This is a genomic window from Candidatus Thermoplasmatota archaeon, assembly GCA_022848865.1.
GTDB lineage: Archaea > Thermoplasmatota > Thermoplasmata > RBG-16-68-12 > JAGMCJ01 > JAGMCJ01.
In genome coordinates this window covers 1-18,614 of record JAJISE010000040.1, presented here as the reverse complement: position 1 = coordinate 18,614, position 18,614 = coordinate 1, and the positions used below count along the sequence as shown (strand labels likewise).

14 protein-coding genes and 1 tRNA gene are annotated in these 18,614 nt (G+C 58.6%); 7 read left to right on the top strand and 8 right to left on the bottom strand.

The window, feature by feature from the left end; genetic code table 11:
- Positions 1 to 466 (top strand): hypothetical protein (locus LN415_07815; GenBank protein MCJ2556992.1); only part of this gene is annotated, 466 nt, incomplete at its 5' end.
- A 2-nt stretch (positions 467 to 468) separates the two neighbouring features.
- Here LN415_07815 and LN415_07810 read toward each other — a convergent pair.
- Positions 469 to 3,414, bottom strand: a complete 2,946-nt coding sequence (locus LN415_07810; protein ID MCJ2556991.1) for a hypothetical protein — start codon at positions 3,412 to 3,414, stop codon at positions 469 to 471.
- 265 nt (positions 3,415 to 3,679) lie between these two features.
- Between LN415_07810 and LN415_07805 the strand changes: the two genes are divergently transcribed.
- Positions 3,680 to 4,315 carry a methyltransferase domain-containing protein gene (locus LN415_07805; protein MCJ2556990.1) on the top strand — a complete coding sequence of 212 codons (636 nt, stop codon included), beginning with the start codon at positions 3,680 to 3,682 and terminating at the stop codon, positions 4,313 to 4,315.
- On the opposite strand, the gene LN415_07800 is transcribed toward LN415_07805, so the two are convergent.
- The 7 genes from LN415_07800 to LN415_07770 form a co-directional block, all read right to left on the bottom strand.
- The gene (locus tag LN415_07800) at positions 4,312 to 6,240 is read right to left on the bottom strand and encodes a phosphoenolpyruvate carboxykinase (ATP) (GenBank protein MCJ2556989.1); all 1,929 of its coding nucleotides are present in this window, start codon (positions 6,238 to 6,240) and stop codon (positions 4,312 to 4,314) included. The genes LN415_07805 and LN415_07800 overlap by 4 nt on opposite strands.
- Positions 6,241 to 6,273: 33 nt before the next feature.
- Positions 6,274 to 7,320, bottom strand: coding sequence for a mechanosensitive ion channel family protein (locus LN415_07795; protein ID MCJ2556988.1), 1,047 nt, complete (start codon positions 7,318 to 7,320; stop codon positions 6,274 to 6,276).
- 100 nt (positions 7,321 to 7,420) lie between these two features.
- Positions 7,421 to 9,547, bottom strand: a complete 2,127-nt coding sequence (gene cadA, locus LN415_07790; GenBank protein ID MCJ2556987.1) for a cadmium-translocating P-type ATPase — start codon at positions 9,545 to 9,547, stop codon at positions 7,421 to 7,423.
- Between the two features lie 15 nt (positions 9,548 to 9,562).
- On the bottom strand, positions 9,563 to 9,916 hold the full coding sequence (locus tag LN415_07785; protein ID MCJ2556986.1) for a metalloregulator ArsR/SmtB family transcription factor: 354 nt from the start codon (positions 9,914 to 9,916) through the stop codon (positions 9,563 to 9,565).
- Between the two features lie 118 nt (positions 9,917 to 10,034).
- Positions 10,035 to 10,562 (bottom strand): hypothetical protein, encoded by a 528-nt coding sequence (locus tag LN415_07780; protein ID MCJ2556985.1) that lies wholly within the window; start codon positions 10,560 to 10,562, stop codon positions 10,035 to 10,037.
- 147 nt (positions 10,563 to 10,709) lie between these two features.
- Positions 10,710 to 11,642: a collagen-like protein gene (locus LN415_07775; protein ID MCJ2556984.1), complete on the bottom strand. Its 933-nt coding sequence runs from the start codon at positions 11,640 to 11,642 to the stop codon at positions 10,710 to 10,712.
- 136 nt (positions 11,643 to 11,778) lie between these two features.
- Positions 11,779 to 11,877: transfer RNA gene (locus tag LN415_07770), tRNA-Ile, on the bottom strand.
- Between the two features lie 122 nt (positions 11,878 to 11,999).
- Here LN415_07770 and LN415_07765 point away from each other — a divergent pair.
- From LN415_07765 to LN415_07745, 5 genes are all read left to right on the top strand, one after another.
- Positions 12,000 to 12,518 (top strand): nitroreductase family protein, encoded by a 519-nt coding sequence (locus tag LN415_07765; protein MCJ2556983.1) that lies wholly within the window; start codon positions 12,000 to 12,002, stop codon positions 12,516 to 12,518.
- A 17-nt stretch (positions 12,519 to 12,535) separates the two neighbouring features.
- A complete protein-coding gene (locus tag LN415_07760) occupies positions 12,536 to 13,648 on the top strand; it encodes a hypothetical protein (GenBank protein ID MCJ2556982.1) in 1,113 nt (370 codons plus the stop codon).
- Positions 13,649 to 13,653: 5 nt separating this feature from the next.
- Positions 13,654 to 17,412: a hypothetical protein gene (locus tag LN415_07755; GenBank protein ID MCJ2556981.1), complete on the top strand. Its 3,759-nt coding sequence runs from the start codon at positions 13,654 to 13,656 to the stop codon at positions 17,410 to 17,412.
- Between the two features lie 74 nt (positions 17,413 to 17,486).
- A complete protein-coding gene (locus LN415_07750; GenBank protein MCJ2556980.1) occupies positions 17,487 to 18,407 on the top strand; it encodes an ABC transporter substrate-binding protein in 921 nt (306 codons plus the stop codon).
- Positions 18,404 to 18,614, top strand: a 211-nt coding sequence (locus tag LN415_07745) for a hypothetical protein (GenBank protein ID MCJ2556979.1), incomplete at its 3' end; no start/stop codon positions are given. The genes LN415_07750 and LN415_07745, both read left to right, overlap by 4 nt.

Sequence of the window (18,614 nt, the reverse complement as noted above, 5' to 3'; positions counted from 1 at the left end):
GAAGATGTTCAGGCTGAAGGAGGACATCAGGGTCTTCACCGACGAGAAGATGAAGAAGGAGCTCTTCAGGATCAAACAGCAGCAGATACTCGATCTATGGGCCACCTTCGCGGTCATCGACTCTCAGACGAACGCGGCGCTGGGCTATATCAGGAGGAAGGCCCTGTCCTCGACGTTCGTGAGAGACGAGTGGGAGGTCCTCAACGCCCACAGGCAACTCGTCGGCGGGTTGTATGAGGAGAAGGGACGCGGTCTGGCCAGGAAGTACATTCCCGGAGGGTCGCTGATCCCCGAGAAGATGGCCTTCGTGCTGAACGGCTTGCCGGTTGCGACGGTCAACCAGCAGTTCAAGATCATCGGGGACATCTGGGACCTCCAGGGCCTGAATCTGCCGCCGGACTTCGACCGCCGGGTGCTCCTTGGTAGCATGCTCCTCATGGGTATGATCGAGCGCCAGAGGAAGTAGCGTTACGAATGGACTGTCCAGTCCACGTCCGCTTCCACCTTCACCCAGTACGCATATCCTGCCTGAAGCACATCGAAGCCCTCGAAGACTCTCAGGCAGTACGGAAGTCCGGGAGCGTAGTACCCCTCCACCCTTGTCGCGCCAGTCGCAGCCCTCAGGTCCGCGACCGTGTATGTGAGATTGAAGGACGGGAATCCGACGAGATTCCATCCGCTGCGTAGCTGAATGGTCGTGTTGGCAGGGACCATGCCCGCCACGGTGAGGTCGGAGCCCACCGTCACGTTCACCCACAATCCCATTGCGCGGTTCATAGTGTCAAGGTCTGTCTTGTACGGCCGCTGCCTCGCATAGTATCTCCACTCCTCTCCGGCAGGGTCGTAGAACCACGCCCTGTCAAACGTCAACGTCTGAAGGACCGCCTCCAGGCTCTCGTCGACCTGCATCAACGGGACCGATATGAAATTGATTCCCGCGGACAGCTGTCTCACGAACTTGCCGGCAGTCTCATCTGTCACGTTCGACCTCGCCATTTCATCCACGGAATGGACTCTGTAGAAGTAGCTGCTCGGGTCACCATGCCCGGCTCCTGAATCGACGTAGGTGTAGCTCGGAGAGCCGTCAGCGACGACCTCATCAAGATACGAGTACGGGCCGGCATAGCCCGTCGCCCGCCAGACCTCGTACATCACCGTCCCGCCGGGCTGGCTATCGTCCGCCGCGGCATTCCACGTGATGGAAATATCCTCGTGACTTCCCCCAACCAGGATCGCACTCTGCAGAACCGGCGGCAGTGGGGGTGTGTCATCGGGTATGATGGTCATGTCCGGACAGATATCGAGAGCAGTATTCGAGGTGATCTGCGTCTGATTGCCGCCATCACGATCCATGATCCAGATCTCCCCATATCCCGACAGGAAAGAGTTGTAGGCGATTCTGCTGCTGTCGGGAGACCAACAAGGACATGAGTCCTCACCGAGATTGAATGTAAGCTGCGTCTGGTTTCCGCCGTCCGGGCCCATCGTCCAGATGTCATAGCCTTCATCGATTCTGTCCCCAGTTAAGGCGATTCTCGTCCCGTCCGGAGACCAGGCAGGCCAGATGTCCCAGCCGGAGTCTGATTGGATTTCCGTCTGGTTGCTCCCGTCCGCGTCCATCACCCAGATGTTCCGGCCCAACCTGTCGCTCGCGAAGGCTATCCTCGAACCGTCGGGGGACCAGGTGGGCTGTGTGTCCTCGCTGACGTTCGTCGTGAGCTGGACCTTGTCGGCCCCGTCCGAGTCCATGACCCAGATGTCGAAATCGCCGTCCCGGCTCGATGTGAACGCTATCCTGGTGCCGTCCGGTGACCACGCGGGATCGGTGTCATCGCTCGGGTGCGTGGTCAGCTGAGTCTTGTTGCTGCCGTTAGCGTCCATCACCCAGACGTCATAGTCCGTCCCATTCCAGTTTGCATACGTGATCCCCTCTGCGCCGGGCGACCAGCCGGGGAACCTGTCTTCAAACGAGACGGTCGTCAGTTGGACCAGATCGCTTCCATCGGCGTCTATCTTCCAGATGTCCCAGTTCCCGGTGCGCATGGAATGAAACACGATCTTCTCGACTCCGAACAGCCCGGTCACTTCGGGACCCGCTCGCTCAGGAAGGAAGACGGTATCCTTGCCGTCCGAGGCGCTGAACGCGAAGGTGTAGTCGCTCCCCTCCGAGTAGAGATTGACCGAGAGAGAGTAGTTGGCCCCCGCTATCCAGTCTCCAGGAGTGCCCTTCCAGCTCTCGAATTTCAGGTCATAGGGGCTGCTGTCAAAGGGAATGCCGCTCCTGTTGATCCACACACGCACATGCGCGGCGGGGTCGTTGTCCTCGTCGCTGTAGGTCACATTGTACGTGAACCTGCTATCCTTCGGGCCCGCAGAGGGCGTCACCTCCCCTCCCGCCAACATGGGCGGCTGCGGGACCGGAAAAGTGCTGTTCGCGTATCCGATCCCAGTGGTCCCACTGAAGCCCAACCCTCCATACCACATGTCGTATCCCGTCGGAGTTGCCAGAACACTAGATCCCATTGGACCCTGATCATCCCAGTCTCCCGGAGAACCCTCGGTAAGAATGGGATTGTCTACGTGTCTAGTCCAATTGATTCCGTCGGGAGAGGTGGCGTAGCCGATACGCACGTAATTGGATCCATCGACGCCCGAGTACCATATCTCGTAGTTCGAACCGTTGACCAACACACATGGCGCTGCAACACCATCGGAGTCCCATTCGCCTGGAGCACCGACATCAAGTACTGGATTGCCGCCGTATTTCGCCCAAGCGATTCCGTCGGTCGACGTGGCATACCCAATCCGGAGGAGTCCGTCCGCACCCTGACCGGTATACCATGCGTGATAGACGCCGCCAAGATAGCGAACGGACGCGTACGTTGTCGCATTTCCATCCCACTCACCTGGGGCACCAGGAGTGAGAACGGGGTTCCCAGGATGTCTCGTCCAGGTCACCCCGTCTGTGGATATGGCATAGCCTATCTGGGGATACATGGCGATGTCCATTCCCGTGTACCACATCTTGTAGCCGGTGATGTCTGGCAGGACCCAGGGTGCCAGAGCACCAACCTCTTCCCAGCTTCCTGGGGGGCCAACGTCCATGATGGGGTTTGATGGATGCTTGGTCCACATCACCTTGTCCGGGGCGGTGGCAAGTCCTATCCTCATCCTCTGCTCCATCCCCATCGTCAATGTCATGGCGGTGAACCACATCTTGTAGCCCGTGGGCTCCTCCAAAACATTGGGATGCATAACGAACCAGTCCCAGGCGAAGTCGGGGCCGTGTGTAACCACGGGATTGCCGGGGTATTTCGTCCAGTTCGTTTGAGCTTGCACCCCATACTGGGGACCGATGCAGCCCAGCACCAAGGCAAAGCACACAAAACACGCCAGCGAGGCTCTGAACTTCATCTCCTCCACCAGGAGTGAATCATCCGAATACCCATTTAAAAGCCTTCTGGTCGAGACCGCTCATCACTCTGCGGAATGTCGTGCTTCCTCATGAGCAACCGCAGTTCCTGACGATTCCTTTATGTAGCGTCTGGCAGTTTTGGACCAATGTGGACATATTCTCGTTGATCCAAGACACGGAGTGGATTCATGAGCACGAAAGGTGACACACAAAGGCAGGCATCCCGATCACATGGCACTACCACATTGTGGAGGCAAGGCGAACATGAGTCGTGAGAAGCGAATCGTCGAGGGGGGCTACGACAGGATAGCTGAGGAGTACACCAGAGCAAGAAAGAGGATGGGTCGCAGGGACAAGAAGTACCTCGATCTTCTCCTTGAGCGCCTTCCAGACGGGTCCAGGGTTCTGGATCTGGGCTGCGGTTCAGGCGTGCCGATCACAGAGCTTCTGGTCGAGCATTATGATGTGACGGGAGTCGATATCTCAAGGAGGCAGATCCAACTCGCGAGAGAACAAGTGCCAGAAGGCAACTTCTTCATAGGTGATATGACCGAGATCTCCTTCCCGGATGGAGCATTCGACGCGATCATCTCGCTCTTGGCCATCATCCATGTTCCTCGAGAAGAGCACGCGGACTTGTTCAGGCGAATGCACAATATGCTGAAGGAGGGTGGCCTGATACTCCTGACCTTGGGACCGACAGACTGGGTCAGCTCTCCCGATGACCGCTTCTTTGGAGTGAAGATGTATTGGTCTCACTATGGCTCAGAGACATCCAAGAAGATGGTGGAGAAAGCCGGATTTTCCATCATCCAGTCCTCGATTGAGGGCGAGGAATTTCACGGGGTGCACGAGGAGCACTTGTACTTGTTGGCGAAGAAGACTCGCAAGGGCGACTAGGCCACTCCATAGTACTTCTCGTAGAACTCCCTCAACTCGTCCTCCGAGGGGATTTCGACCTTCTCCCAGACCCGCATGACATCGCGGAGCTCGTCCTCCCCGTTCTGCCCCTTGAAGAGGTTCCCGAGGAATTCGGTCCTCTCTCTGATGTCCCTCTCCGCGAACCGCACGATGTCCGCCGGGGAGTAGAACCTGAGCGGGTTGAAGCGCATCCCGAAGTCCTTCATCCCGTGCCTCTCCTCCAGCTCTCGCGGGTCCGGCAGGAGGTACCCGTATATCGGGTTCTCTATCCAGCTCTCGATCTTCCTGTGCTCAGCGAGGCCCACGAGCGTCTTCGAGTCCTGCACCGTTACCTTCTCCCCCTGACCGACGTACTTCACCTCTCCGGCCATGTCCCTCTCGACCTCGCCCCTGTCGTTCCTCATGGGCACGGGCTCGCCGTTCTCGTCCAGCTTGCGGATCTGGTCGCCGTGCAGGTCGTACTCGCCCACGAAGCCGGCGTTGTTGATGAAGAAGACGAGCTTGCCGTCCGGACCCAGACCGAGGTCCCGGTACATCTTCACCTTGACCAGCGCCTGCCTGGACTGCTCCCCGACCATGAAGTCGGTGGCGGCGTAGGATCTGACCCTTGTCCCGACCTTCTGGGCGGCTATCGCCGAGGTGATTATGCTCTCGCACCCGCTGTCCATCGCGGTCGCCATCGCGGGGTCCGTCACCCGGAGCATCGGTTCCAGGACATCGAACCTCTTGTAGCTGAGCGACTCGGACCGCAGCCACTTCTTCCCGCCTGAACCCCAGCCCGGGTTCAGCTCGCTGAAGAGGAATATGAACCTCCCGTTCGTGGTCCCGCTCTTCTCGTACCTCGTGCACTGCAGCGGTCCCGCCTGCTTCCCCTCCTCGACCTCGGGGACCGGCACCTCGTAGCCAGCGATCGTCTTGCGGACGAAGTCCACACTCTCGCAATCGATGTTCATGGCCAGGACTATCGGCCTCTTCCCGCCCTCGTCGATTTCAGCGGACCTCATCAGGCCGGGCCATTCGGGGCTGCCGGGAACGAGACCCTCCGATTTGGCGAAGCTCGCGGCCTCCAGTCCGACGAGCTCGACGGAGTCCGTCTTCCCGCCTGAATCCAGAACGGGGCGTCCGAAGCACGCGTCGTCCTGCTCCAGCTCGGGCCCGACCGTGAGCGTGGTCTTCCCCGTCCCGCTCAGGCCCTTGAGGACCCTGTCCGTCGTGCACCCAGCATGGTACGATATCAGGCCGTCCAGCTCTCCCTTGTTCCACACCATCGTGAGGTTGGGCTTCTTGTATGCCCCGCCGAAATAGTCGATCCCGAGGCTGAGGACCCGCCTGACGTCGTTCTTCATCTCCGTGAAGTCGTACAGCGTGATCGGCTCCTTCGGATCGTACTCGGGCCAGAACTCCTGGATCTCCCTCACGTACTCGGCGGGAAGGGGCTCCGGGATGATGTAGTTGAAGCAGTGGACGTGCATGTTCTCCTTTGGCGGGAAGATCATCATCTTCCCCATCCAGGCGATGTACGCGCTGTGCGGGTTCTCCACGGTCGTCGTTACCCTCAGTCCGACCTCGTATCCGGACTCCCCCTGTATCCCTTCCTGGACGATCACTCTTGCCGTCCTCAGATATCGGAGGGCGACATCGTAGAGCCCCTTGCCTATCTCGATGTCAAAAGGCCTCTGGCGGGTTCCGAGCGGGTAGTCCTCCGGCACCATGTAGAACGCCCTGTCCGGTCTCCGCCCCGCCTGCGTGGAGGCGAAGAGGAACTGCCCGTCCTTCGTGAGCACGTAGTACGGCTTCAGGAACTCCTTGTAGAAGTCATCGTCCGGGTTGTGCGTCACTTTCGAAGCGTCAAGTCGAATATCGTCTTCCAACGAAAAGGTACCGTCATTCATCGAGGGCGTCATCGCGGAATCCACCATAAAGGTTCCGCTTTCGGCCTAGCCCTTCCCCTTCGCCTTCCCCTTGCTCTTCGATGGCATGACCGAGAAACTCTCAACAGGGACGTCGGCCGCGCGGCTCTCGAATGGTCTGTGCTTGTAGGGCACGACCTCGACGTGAGGATACGCGATCTGGACATCATCGTCCTCGCTGAACCTCCGCAAGACGGCAGTGATTATCCGCGATCTGGCCTCTCGCCTCCTCTGGGCCTGGCAGAAGTACACTGCGAACAGACGAACGGAGTAGTCGCCCAGCCTGAGGAGCACCCTGGGCTTTACAATCGTGATGTCCTTGATGTCACTGAACTCGATCTTCTCCTTGACGAAGCTGGAGTACTTCTGCATGAACCTTCCGGCGACCTCCTCCGTCGCATCGAGCACATGCCTCTGGGCCTTGGCGACATCACTCTCGTACGTCACGTTGACCTCCAGCTCGTCCCAGATGATGTTGGTGTCCTTCGTGTAGTTGTAGACGTTCGCCTCCAGTACGAAGCTGTTCGGGATGGACGCAACTCGTCCTGTGAATGTGTCCCCGCTCATCCACCCGCCGAACTCGCGGACGGTCGTGTTCATTATGGATATGTTCGTGACGTATCCACTGACGTCCTTGATCTTGATCCTGTCCCCGAGCGTGTAGATCCCCCTGTAGACAAGAACAGCCCAGCCGACGATGTTGAGCAGCGGTCCTTGCAGGACGTAGATCGCCGCCGCGCTGACCAAGCCGAGGCTCAGCAGGCTCATGCCTCCCTCTGGACCGCCAGCCGCAATCCAAAGCACCGATCCGAGGGCGACGAACCACGCGACGTAGCTGAGAATCTGGTATATGGCCGCCGCGTCCGCCTCCGATTTCGTTCTCGTAGAGAATGCATGTATGAAGAGGGGCCCCATGAGGTCAAGCCAGATCTTCGTGGCGATGATGATCAGCCCGGAGATTATGAACGGCGCGTATTCGCTCAGGGTGATGTCAAATGGAAGGATGTTCGGTATGACCGAGTAGCTCCCGAGGAGTATGATGAGAATGACGACAAAGAGAATGAGGAGAAGCACCGTGGGCCATCTCTTCTTCCCGCTGGATGACATTGTTAGCAAACAGCCCCGCGAAACTATTTAGTCGTTGGTTCGCGGTTATCAACAAAGAGAACAGCGGCTACTTCACCCTCGTCAATCTCAGCGCGTTGAGAATGACGCCGAGGGACACGCCCATGTCTCCTATCGCGACCGCCATCCAGAGGGTCACGAGGCCCGGGAAGACGAGCACCGCGAACGTCAGCTTGACGGCAATGGCCGCAACGATGTTGCTCCTGACGACCCGCATGGTCCTCCTTCCCAGGTCCAGCATGTAGGGCACTTTGGAGAGGTCATCTCCCAGCAGAGCGGCGTCCGCGACCTCCAGTGCCGAATCGGAGCCCGCCGCACCCATGGCTATCCCGAGGTCCGCTGCCGCCAACGCGGGCGCGTCGTTGACACCATCGCCCACCATGGCGACCTTCCTTCCGCCTCTCGACATGGCCTCGATGGCGCTGACCTTCTCCTCGGGCATAAGGTTCGCACGGAAGTCATCGATTCCCAACTGCCCAGCGATCCTCCTGGCCACGGCCTCGTTGTCCCCCGTTAGCATCACTAGGTCATATTTCCCGCCTGATCGGAGCCTGAGCATCGCGTCCTTCGCCGAAGACCTGACGCGGTCAGCCAGCGCGATCACGCCGAGCGGTTCGCCCTCCTTGCCCACGAACACCGTCGTCTTTCCCTGCCTCTCCAGGGAGCGCTTCTCCTCCCTGAGCGGGCTCGAAGCGGTCTCGAACAACCTGTCCGATCCGATCAGGTACGGTTCCCCGCCGATCTCTCCCTTGAGGCCTTTTCCTGGAAGTGACTGGAAGCTTTCGACGCACTCCAAGGGAACACCCTCCTTCCCCGCCAACTCCGCAATCGCCAGCCCGAGCGGATGTTCGGATAGGCACTCCAGCGAGGCAGCCACGCGGAGGACGTCAGCGCGCGAGTGACCGGCGAGCGGGATCACGTCGGTGACCTCCATTTCGCCCTCGGTCAGCGTTCCCGTCTTGTCGAACGCTATCGTGTCGATCTCCTCGAGCCTCTCCACGTATGCCCCTCCCTTGATGAGCACGCCGTTCCTCGCAGCGCTCGTGATGCTTGATGCCATTGATACGGGAGTGGATATCGCCAGCGCGCATGGGCACGAGATCAGCAGCAGGAGCAGGGCCTTGTAGAACCACACGTCGAACGGTTGGCCCAGGAGGGTCGGTATCGCGGCTACCGCCACGGCCATGAGGAGGACGGCGGGCGTGTAGTACTTCGCGAACCTGTCGATGAACCGGGCGGTCTCTGATTTCCTGTCCGCTGCCGATTCCACGAGCTGGATTATCCTCGACAACGCCGTGTCGGAGGACTCCTTCGTGACGCTGATCTCGATCCTTCCTTCCCGGTTCACGGTTCCCGCGAAGACCTCATCGCCGACTCCCTTCTGCACCGGGACCGACTCCCCGGTTATTGGTGACTGGTCAACGGTGGATTCCCCCGCGTGTACGATACCATCGACACTGACCTGTTCACCCGGCTTGACGAGGACGATATCTCCGACCGTGATATTGTCGACCCTTGCGCGAACGAAGGCATCGCCCCGCTTAACGCTCGCCATCCTGGGCTTCAGGTCCACGAGCGATCTGAGCGAGTCCCTGGTCCTTTCCACCGAGTAGTCCTCGAGAAGCTCGGCGAGAGAGAAGAGGAAGAGGATCGCGGCTCCCTCGGCGAAGGCATCTATCAGCACGGCGCCCAGAGCTCCAACGACCATGAGGCCGTCCATGACGAAGCTCTTGTTCGCGATCGCCGTCATCGTGCGTCTTGCCGGGAAGTACCCGCCGAGGATCATCGCAGCGACGAACAGGGACTCCGAGAGCGTGATTCGCCACCCGCCGAGATCCAAAACCCCGGGATCCTGACCGCCAAGGGCAAGGAGCAGCCCGACCGCCAGGAACGACCCGGAGAGCAGGGCGAGGACGAACTCCCTGTTGGACAGGGAGAAGACCCTCTCGCCCTCCACCTCTTCCCGGAGGAACCCGTAGCCGAGTCTTCGGACCGCCCGCTGGATCTCCTCCAGCGAGACCTCGTCCGTGTCATACTCGATCTCCATGCTCCCCGTCGCGAAGCTGATGGATACACTTCTCACGCCTGCGAACTTGGAGATTGTCTTCTCAACGCTCTTGACGCAGTCGATGCAGTGAAGGCCCTCGACCCTCACCTTCTGCCTGTCAAGCGCCATTCATCTTACCCCGGTTCACTCCTTCATGTGTTCGATGGTGGTATCCAGCAGCTCCCTCACGTGCTCGTCGTAGAGGGTGTAATAGACGTTCTTCCCCTCCCTTCGGTCCCTCACGAACCCGAGGGACCTGAGCGTCCTGAGCTGATGCGAAATGGCGGACATCGACGTGTTGAGCAGGAAAGCGAGCTCGCAGGGACACAGCTCCTCTGCCGAGAGCGCGTACAGGATCCTGATGCGCGTCCCGTCCCCGAGGGCCTTGAACATCTCGGACAGCCTGTAGAAGGCATCCCGGTCGAGCATCTTGTCAGCGACTTTCGCCACCTTGGCCTCATCAACGGACACGCTCTTGCAGGCTTCTTGGTGTACCATGGTATCAACTCATGTGAACAGTTGAACAATTATTCAAATGAATTGGTGACTATTTAAGGCTCTCGCTGCAAGAAGGAATGTCAGCTGCTCAAACCGGTCGTGGTCGGGTACGCCTCTCCTAGGACACCACTCTCGAAAGCTGCAGTGACCCTCCGTTCCAGGATATGTGAACGCGAACGACATAGTGCCAGCCAGGGCTAGTCGTGAAGCTGCCAAAGGACAGCCAACTGCTCTCCCCCGGAGCTATGGACAAGGAAACATAGTCCAGCACTTCCTGCACCTCCTCGCCGTATGCCGATCCGTAGAGAGAGACCAGGACTTCGCCTGAGGCGCTCGCGTAAGCGACCTTTCCTCCTGTGTTCTTCAGGCTGACCCATACTCCATATGTGACACTATTGTTGACCACATCCTCAATGTCCAAGACTATCTGCTCCTCTGAGTCGATGGTGAGGAAGGCAGGCTCTGCAGCACTCTCCAGCCATACCGCGGCCAGCAGAATGGAGTTGATGGCCAAGAGAACGATCGCGATGACCAGCAAGGTAGCCACTCTTTGAGGGCTAAGCTCCATGAAATCAGCCCTATCGCTTCGGCTGGATGCGGTGTTCCTCTTCTGGAGGGATTCCCTCTTAGACTTCTCTTCCGTCATGGTCAACTCACCTTCGAGACTACGACTACCTCTGAGGCCTCCTTACGCTCTGATTGGCGTTACCACTCTGCCGATTGAAACGGCTCTGCGATCGGACTGAGCTCCGGGACGCGGCTCCGTACTTTGTGGACGGTGACTCTCTGCCAATCAGGATGGGTAGAAGACTGCCACTGTCTCTGCGATTCTTATGCTGTCACTAGCCGACTCGCCGTTCCACATGTACGCGTTGACGTAGTACGTGTATGTTCCGGCACCTGCCACGCTGTAGACATTCAGTTGAGTTCCGGCTCGGTTCATCAGATTGTCCGTGGGTGCAGTGGTAACGACCTCGTCGGCGTACATGGGTGGGGATCCAAGGGCCGCATTGCAGTCCGTCGGGTCAGTGCGGTGACCGAAGGCATATCCATCCTGGACGCCGGCCGTGTGGTCAATCCAGAAGTGCATGGATGTGGTGAGAACGACTGTTCCGGCGCCAGATACAGTGATGTCAATTGAATAATAGTTCGTGCACCCAGACATGGTCACAAGCGCGAACGACATCGCAGTGCTCATGATTGTGCCTGGTCCGGGCGGTCCTTGTATCCCCTGCGGTCCCTGTATCCCCTGCGGTCCAATTGGCCCGGGAACTCCCTGTGGTCCCTGCGGCCCGTCCGGTCCCGTTGTTCCCTGTATTCCCTGCGGTCCAGGGTCTCCCTGTACCCCTTGAGGTCCAGTGCAATCCAGCACATCCACGACGAGGTCCCCGTTTATGTCTTCGGTTAGGAGATCTCCCGTTCCGTTTCCGTTGAGGTCCCAGCAGGCGATACCATCAGCTCCACTGGGTCCCTGTGCACCATCGCTTCCATCGTCTCCGTCATCTCCAGTCTCCCCCTCTGGCCCCTCAGGTCCCAGTGCACCCTCTGCGCCCTCGGGTCCCGGGAAGGCCACCATCCCGACCAAGGCCAATGCCACGGCAATCACTGCCACAACTAGTGCAGGCTTGGCAACATCGGTCTTTCGGACAGGAGGCGGTGCAGCCGCCATCGGAGGCGGTGCGGATTCACCATACGGCTCACTTCCAGTACTCTGCGTTTGTTCCATAATAAGTTATCCTCCTTACTGAGGGGGGCAGAGCATCTTCATTCGATAAAAAAGTTATGGTGGGTCTCTTGAGGTTCTTGTTCAGGTGACGTGGGACCTCGTCCTCACGGGCGAGATGCAGCGGGGGTGCAACGAATGGGCCCAGAGAGATTTGAACTCTCGACCTCCCGGTTTCCGAGGGTTCCCAGGGGAACCATATCAGCCGGGTGCTCCAGCCAAACTAAGCTATGGGCCCGCGCCAGTACGATACCTGCGAGCCGATTTAAAAGTTATGCAATTGATAATGATAATAATCATTGATAATAACCAGACAGAAAGGCTTTTATTAGCCCCGCCAGATTGGTTGGCAGTGATGGAATGGACGTTCTAGAGGCGATGAAGCAAAGAAAGAGCGTTAGGAGCTACCAGCCTACCCCTCTCTCTGCGGAGCAGATACAGAAGGTTTTCAACAGCGTCAGAATGGCTCCTTCCGTCGATAATCTGCAGCCATGGAGGTTCGTGATCGTCACCGATGAGGACGTGAAGAGACAGCTGGCTGCAGCATCAGGCAGCCAGAAATGGATTGCCGAAGCACCTTTGGTAGTGGTGGCCTGTGGGTTGTTGGATGAGGCACAGGGCATGATCGGGGGATACATGAGCAGCTATCCGGTGGACGTGGCACTGGCCATGGCCTATCTAACCTTAGCGGCCGAGAACGAGGGCCTGGGCACATGCTGGATCAACACCTTCAACGAGGAGAAGGTCAGGTCAGCCGTCCAGGCGTCCGAGGACGTCAAGGTGATCGCTCTAACGCCCCTTGGAGTGCCCAATGGAGACCCGGAATCGTCCGGGAGGAAGCACGTGAACGAGATCGTGTGCTACAACAAAGCGGAATAACCCTCAGAGAGAATGAAATGATACCCAAGGCCAGAATGGGAGACCAGAAGCTGTACTGCTCCTTGTGCGGAGCGGAAGTCAGAGAGGAAGAGATAAGCTGCAGCAGCTGCGGGTCCGACTTCCATGACGAGTTCGAGGCCTATCGTTGCCAATCCTGTCTTTCGATCGTGCGGACGGGCACGAACGAGTGTCCCAACTGCGGCGCTCCCATCAAGCCCCTGGACATCGAGAGCCCCACCGAGGACGACAAGCTGGAAGAGGACTTCCTGAGAGAGCTCGTCGAGAGCACCTCTCTCATGGACTCCACGCACCGGATATGGGAGCTGGCCGAGCCCTTCCAGAGAGTGATCAGGCTGAGGAGGAAGAAGCTGGAACAGATGAACGGCCTCCTCAAATCGGCCCAGAAGAGGATAAGAGAACTCAAGAGCTCGACGGACGAAGTGGAGATAATGGAGAAGTCCGAGCTCGAGAGACAGGTCGCACAGCTGGAAGAAGAACGGAACGAGGTCATGGAGATCGAGAAGGGCATCATCGAGATGGAGACGATCTACAGGAATCTGCTCTCTCTGCAGGAGACGGAGCTCAAGAGGAAGGAGGACAACCTGAAGCTCCGCCTGGAGGTCTTCCAGAAGGAGATCGTGAGGCGGGACAAGGACAAGAAGCGGTTGGTCGACTGGGAGCGCTCGCTCAAGGAGAAGGAGGAGGAACTGGCGAAGAAGGACGGCTCGCTCGAGAACCGGGAGCAAGAGGTCGAGAAGGCTGAAAGGAGGATAGCGGAAGAGGTCGAGACGCGCCTCGCGGAGATGGAGTCCGGAGCAACTGCCGAGGCGCAGCTGTCGAGGCTCGAAGAGGTTCCTGACCCGAACCTTCAGCGGGAGAACGAAGAGAAGATCGAGTCCCTGGAGAGGCGGATAGGAGAGGTCGAGGGCGACATGGACAGGATAGTGAAGGCCAAGGACGTTCTCGAGGACCAGAGCCGCCAGCTCTCGGACCAGAACCACGAGATGAAGGACGTCCTGAAGAGGCTCGACGCCCTCCTCGGGGAGTTGCCTGACAACATCGTTCAGGAATTCGCCAAGTCAAAGGATTTCAAGAAGTACGAGAAGGTGCTGGAAAGCTGTGAGGGGTAGATGAGATGGGACTGAGAGACAGAGCCAAGGAGATGCTTTCGGGGGATGTCGAGGCCAAAGAGGTCGAGGTCTACGACGAGACCGACGAGCTGAGGGGGGAGATCGAGAAACTGCAGGACGAGCTGAAGTCCGCGCAGGATGAGATCGGATCGCTGCAGGAGAACGTGAAGGGCAAGGAGAAGGCACTCTCCGAGCAGAAGAAGCAGATCAGGGACGTGGAGAAGCAGCTCACAGCGGGCAAGAAGGACCTCAAGAAGGCCGAAAAGGAAGCGAAGCAGCTCGCCAGTGAAGGGAAGAAGGAATCTGCGGGGGAAGCGGAGAAGCTCAAGGCGCAGCTGGAGAAGGCGAAGGCGGACGCGAACAAGCTGGATGAAGAACTGAAGTCCGTTCAGGAAGAGCTGAAGATCAAGGTCAAGGAGGCGAAGCAACTCGCCACCAAAGGAAAGAAGGAGTCCGCGGCCGAATCCGGGAGACTGAGCACCGAGCTGGAGGTGGCAAGGGCCGACCTGAACAAGCTGGAGGGAGAGCTCAAGACGGCTCAGGAAGAGCTGAAGGTCAAGGTCAAGGAGGCAAGCAGAGCGGGCAAGCTCGCCAAGGATGTTGAGAAGCTCAAGGGCCAGATCGGCACGATGGGCGAGGAACGAGAGAAGGAAGAGAAGTCCACATCGGACTTCGAGCAGCGGGAATCCGAACTGCGGAGCGAGATCGAGGAGAAGGACAAGCGGATATCGGAGCTGGAAGGGGAGACCGAGGGTACAGAGAAGAGATCCAGGACCCTGGAGAAGAAATCCAAGTCCCTCGCATGCAAGAAGAAGACCCTCGACAGCAGGGAAAAGGGCATCTCCGAGGCTGAAGAGAGGACATCACAGGCAGAGAAGGAGCTCCGGTCCAGGGAACGGGAAGTCGCGGAACTGAAGCAGACGCTCGAGGAGAGGGAGAGAGAGCTCGAGGAAATGCGGAAGGAAAGCGAGGAAGAGCTGCAGAGGACGAGGGAGGGGCTCGAGAGGAAGGACAAGGGACTGGCAGACAGGGAGACCGTCCTGGCCGAGGAGCGGAAGGACCTGGAGGGCATGCGGAGCGGTGTCAGCCTCACCAAGGAAGAGCTCGGCGAGAGGGAAAGGCAGCTCCTCAAGAGATGGGAGGAAGGGGAGGAGAAGATCAAGGAGATAGACCGCCGCGAGGCGATGCTGAGAGAGGCCACGAAGTCCTTCTCCGAGGAGTCCAAGAAGTGGACCAGCAAGAGACGGGCGCTCGCAACCAAGGAGAAGAACGTCCAGAAGAAGATGGACGAGTTCGAGGAGATGTCGAAGGCCTGGAAGGCAGAGAAGAAGGCCATCAAGGCGGAGGAAAGGAAGCTCAAGAAGAGGGTCGAGAGAGAGAAGAGGACCCTCGATCTGAAGGGAACCGAGCTCGAGGAGCGAGAGGAGTCCGTCGCAGCGAAGGAGAAAGAGATCAAGGGAACGCTCGGCGAGCATGAGAAGGCGAGAAAGGAGCTAGGCTCCGAGAACAAGGTCCTGTTCAAGAGAAAGGAAGCGTTCGAGAAGGCCAGGGAGAAACTCTCCGACAAGGAGATCGTACTGAAGGAGAGGGAGATCCAGCTGAAGAAGCAGGAGAAGTTCCTGACGTCCAAGGAGAAAGCGCTCGAGTCGAAGTACGCCCAGCTGGCGGAGACGGAAGAGGGGCTCGATCACCTGAGGGAGACGCTGCTGGAGAGGGAGAACAAGGTCAGGAGGACGGAGTCCGAGAGCCAGGACCTCCAGTCGATCCTCAAGGACCGGAAGAAGGCCCTGTCGGAGAAGGCGAAGGGTCTGGACGGGAAGAACGAAAGGATCGTGAAGAGGGAGAAGGCCCTGTTCGCCAAGGAAGAGGAGCTATCGTTCAAGTTCGACGAGATCTCGGAGATGGAGGAGTCCCTGGTGTCCTACGGGGACCGACTGAGCTGGATGGAGGAAGAGGCCCGAGCCAAGGATAAGGACCTGAAGGACGTCGAGGCCAAGCTTGCCAGCGAACGAGAAGAGATGAGCGGGGAGATCGAATCGCTGAACCAGCGGGAGTCCGCCACAGTAAAGCACGAGGACGAGATCAGCTCCAGGCTTTCGGAGGTCAAGAAGCGGGAGACCGCGATCCGGAAGGAAACGAAGGAGCTGGAGAAGAAGAGGCTCAAGCTCGAGAAGGGCACGCGGGACCTCTCGAAGGGCGTTGACGTCTTCGAGCGGGAGAAGTCAAGGATAGAGAGGGACCTGGAGAAGCAGCAGGAGAGTATCGACAAGGAGCGCGGGCTCGTCAAGAGCGAGAAGAACCTCTCGGAGAAGAGGGCGAGGGGTCTCAACGTGCTTGCAGGGGAGATCGAGGGCAAGAAGCTCGCGATCGACGAGCTGGAGAAGGTAATGGCGAAGAAGCTGGATAAGCTGAAGGCCGAAGAGGAGGACCTGAAGAAGCGCATGGACTACCTCGAGAGGAGGGAGACGGAGACCTCCGAGACCGAGGCCCATCTGATAGCGAGGGAGGATGACCTGCACTCCCGCGAGTCGGACCTGGAGAAGAAGAAGACGGTGCTGAAGGAGCTCGGGGACGATCTCGCGAGCGCTGAGAAGACGTCATCCAAGGAGAAGCTGAAGCTCGACGAGCTGTGGAAGAACCTCGGACGGGAAGGCAAACGCCTGGAAGGTCTCAGGAGCACGGTCCTAGACGAGGAGAAGACGATCAAGGAGAAGCGCGGGAAGCTGGACCAGAAGTCCGGGGACGTGCTGAGGGCCGAGGCCGACCTGAACCTGATGAGGAAGGAGCTCGAGGGCAGGGAAGAGGAACTGCGCGAAGCCATCGAGAAGACGGGAAGGGACCAGGGAGAACTTGCGTCCAGAGGCGAGGATGTCCAGCAGTGGGAGCAGAAGCTGTCCAAGTGGAGCAAGGAGCTCGAGGAGAAGCAGAGCACCCTGGACCAGCGCAGCGTGAAGATCGTGGGCGAGAGGAAGAAGCTCGAGAACATCGAGTCAGAGCTTCCGGCGAAGCTCAGCTCCCTTGAGACGCAAGAGAGGGCGATCGCAGAGAAGTCGCTGGAGCTGGAGAGGACATCGAAGCTCATCGACCAGGAGATGAGCAGGCTGGAGGACGAGTGGCACGAGCTCAAGGAAAGGGAGAGGGAGATCGCGGAGACGAAGGATACCACGGCCTCGCTGCTCGAGTACGCCGAGTCCATGGTGAAGGACAAGAAGACCAGGATGGACGAGGAGATCGAGAGGGCCCTCGCGGACCTGGAGGCGAAGCAGAGGGACATCGACGAGAAGACCAAGGAGGTCGAGGAGGCTCTGGCGACCAAGGCCGAAGCCGTGAGTTCCTTGACCCGACTGGAGCGAAAGGAAGAGGAAGTCCTCGCCCTCAGGAAGGAGCTGGAGCTCGAGAAGGAGTCCATCACCAAGGAGAGGAAGTCCGTCAACGAGATGCTGTCCAGGATGGAGAAGGAAAGCAAGCGGCTATCCGACCGTGAAGGGAAGCTCGACTCGGAGCTCGGGAAGGCGATCGCCAAGGAGAAGCTGAGACTTCAGAGCGAGTCGAAGAAGCTGGAGAAGGAGAAGATTCAGACGTCGGAACTCTCCAAGAAGCTCCAGGCCAGGGAGAAGACGCTCGAGAAGAAGGAGAAGAAGATATCCGTCCTCGAAGCGAAGAACATCAAAGCCGAGGAGGAGTTCTCGAAGGCCAAGATGGATCTCGAGGTAAGGTCAAGGCGCCTTGAGAACATGAAGGAGAAGCTGTCCAAGATACTGTGACGAGGCGTCTTCGTCAGGCTTTTATACCTAAAGCGTATTTGACTTTTCTAAAGTATGCTTTAGGAGGCGGAGGTTTGGCTCAGGGCATAAGTACGATGATGATCGTGGTGATAGCCGCCGTTGTCTTTGTGGGCGGACTATCTGTTGGACTCCTGGTGGTTCCTGCTCTCCAGGGAACGGAGGAACCATCGGGCATGAAGATCGTTGACGACTATGGACGGGACGTTACCGTGCCTCAACCAGTGGAGAGGATCATCTCACTGGCTCCGAGCAACACGGAGATTCTGTTCGCGCTGGGACTCGATGACAAGGTCGTCGGAGTGGACCAGGCATCCAACTATCCGCCAGAGGCTCAGGACAAGACGATCGTGGGCGGGTACTTCGGCGGGTACAATCTCGAAGTCATCACAGTGCTCGATCCTCAATTGATATTGGCGTCATCCATCAATAGTGACGAGCTCATAGCAGACCTCGAGAACAGGAGCTTCGCCGTCGTCGTGCTGGACGCATCTGACATCGACGGGGTGTTCCACGACATCGAACTCGTGGGGTCGATCACGGACGCTGACGCGGAAGCGGAAGGACTCGTCAGCAACCTGACCGCAAGGGTCGAGACGATTTCAGACCTGATGCTGGGGGTTGAGACGCCGAGTGTCTACATCGAGCTGGACAACAATCTCTGGACATACGGTCCGGGGACATTCGGCGACGACCTGCTCGATCTCGCCGGCGGGGAGAACATAGCGGGAAGCATGGGATCTCCATGGGTGCAGCTGGACGAGGAGTTCGTCGTGACCTCCTCTCCAGATATCATAATCACGGTCTTCACGCCCGTGGAAGAGATCAAGTCCAGACCCGGCTGGTCGGACATCTCAGCGATCCAGAATGACAAGGTCTTCGCCGTCGACGGCGACCTGATATCGCGCCCCGGTCCGAGGATTGTTGACGGGCTGGAGGAACTGGCGCACCTGATACATCCTGAACTCTTCCCATGACAGTGGCTCGGGAATCCACAGTTGACGCTGTCGAGAAGTCCCGTTCAAGACGCATCTGGATCGTGATACTGTTCGGAGGAATGCTGGCGTCGATCTTCGCCTCCTTGGCGTTCGGAACGGTAGGCCCCATCGGAGCGGGGACTCCCATCAGATATAGCTGGGCGGACTTCTTCAATTCCATTTTTGCGGAGGGACCACTCTCCAACA

What these genes read in the sequence shown, in the direction of transcription:
- LN415_07755 (MCJ2556981.1), top strand. Translation starts at nt 13,654, where the DNA reads ATGGGACTGAGAGACAGAGCCAAGGAGATGCTTTCGGGGGATGTCGAG.
- LN415_07765 (MCJ2556983.1), top strand. Translation starts at nt 12,000, where the DNA reads ATGGACGTTCTAGAGGCGATGAAGCAAAGAAAGAGCGTTAGGAGCTAC.
- cadA (MCJ2556987.1), bottom strand. Translation starts at nt 9,547, where the DNA reads ATGGCGCTTGACAGGCAGAAGGTGAGGGTCGAGGGCCTTCACTGCATC.
- LN415_07805 (MCJ2556990.1), top strand. Translation starts at nt 3,680, where the DNA reads ATGAGTCGTGAGAAGCGAATCGTCGAGGGGGGCTACGACAGGATAGCT.
- LN415_07775 (MCJ2556984.1), bottom strand. Translation starts at nt 11,642, where the DNA reads ATGGAACAAACGCAGAGTACTGGAAGTGAGCCGTATGGTGAATCCGCA.
- LN415_07810 (MCJ2556991.1), bottom strand. Translation starts at nt 3,414, where the DNA reads ATGAAGTTCAGAGCCTCGCTGGCGTGTTTTGTGTGCTTTGCCTTGGTG.
- LN415_07780 (MCJ2556985.1), bottom strand. Translation starts at nt 10,562, where the DNA reads ATGACGGAAGAGAAGTCTAAGAGGGAATCCCTCCAGAAGAGGAACACC.
- LN415_07760 (MCJ2556982.1), top strand. Translation starts at nt 12,536, where the DNA reads ATGATACCCAAGGCCAGAATGGGAGACCAGAAGCTGTACTGCTCCTTG.
- LN415_07800 (MCJ2556989.1), bottom strand. Translation starts at nt 6,240, where the DNA reads ATGACGCCCTCGATGAATGACGGTACCTTTTCGTTGGAAGACGATATT.
- LN415_07785 (MCJ2556986.1), bottom strand. Translation starts at nt 9,916, where the DNA reads ATGGTACACCAAGAAGCCTGCAAGAGCGTGTCCGTTGATGAGGCCAAG.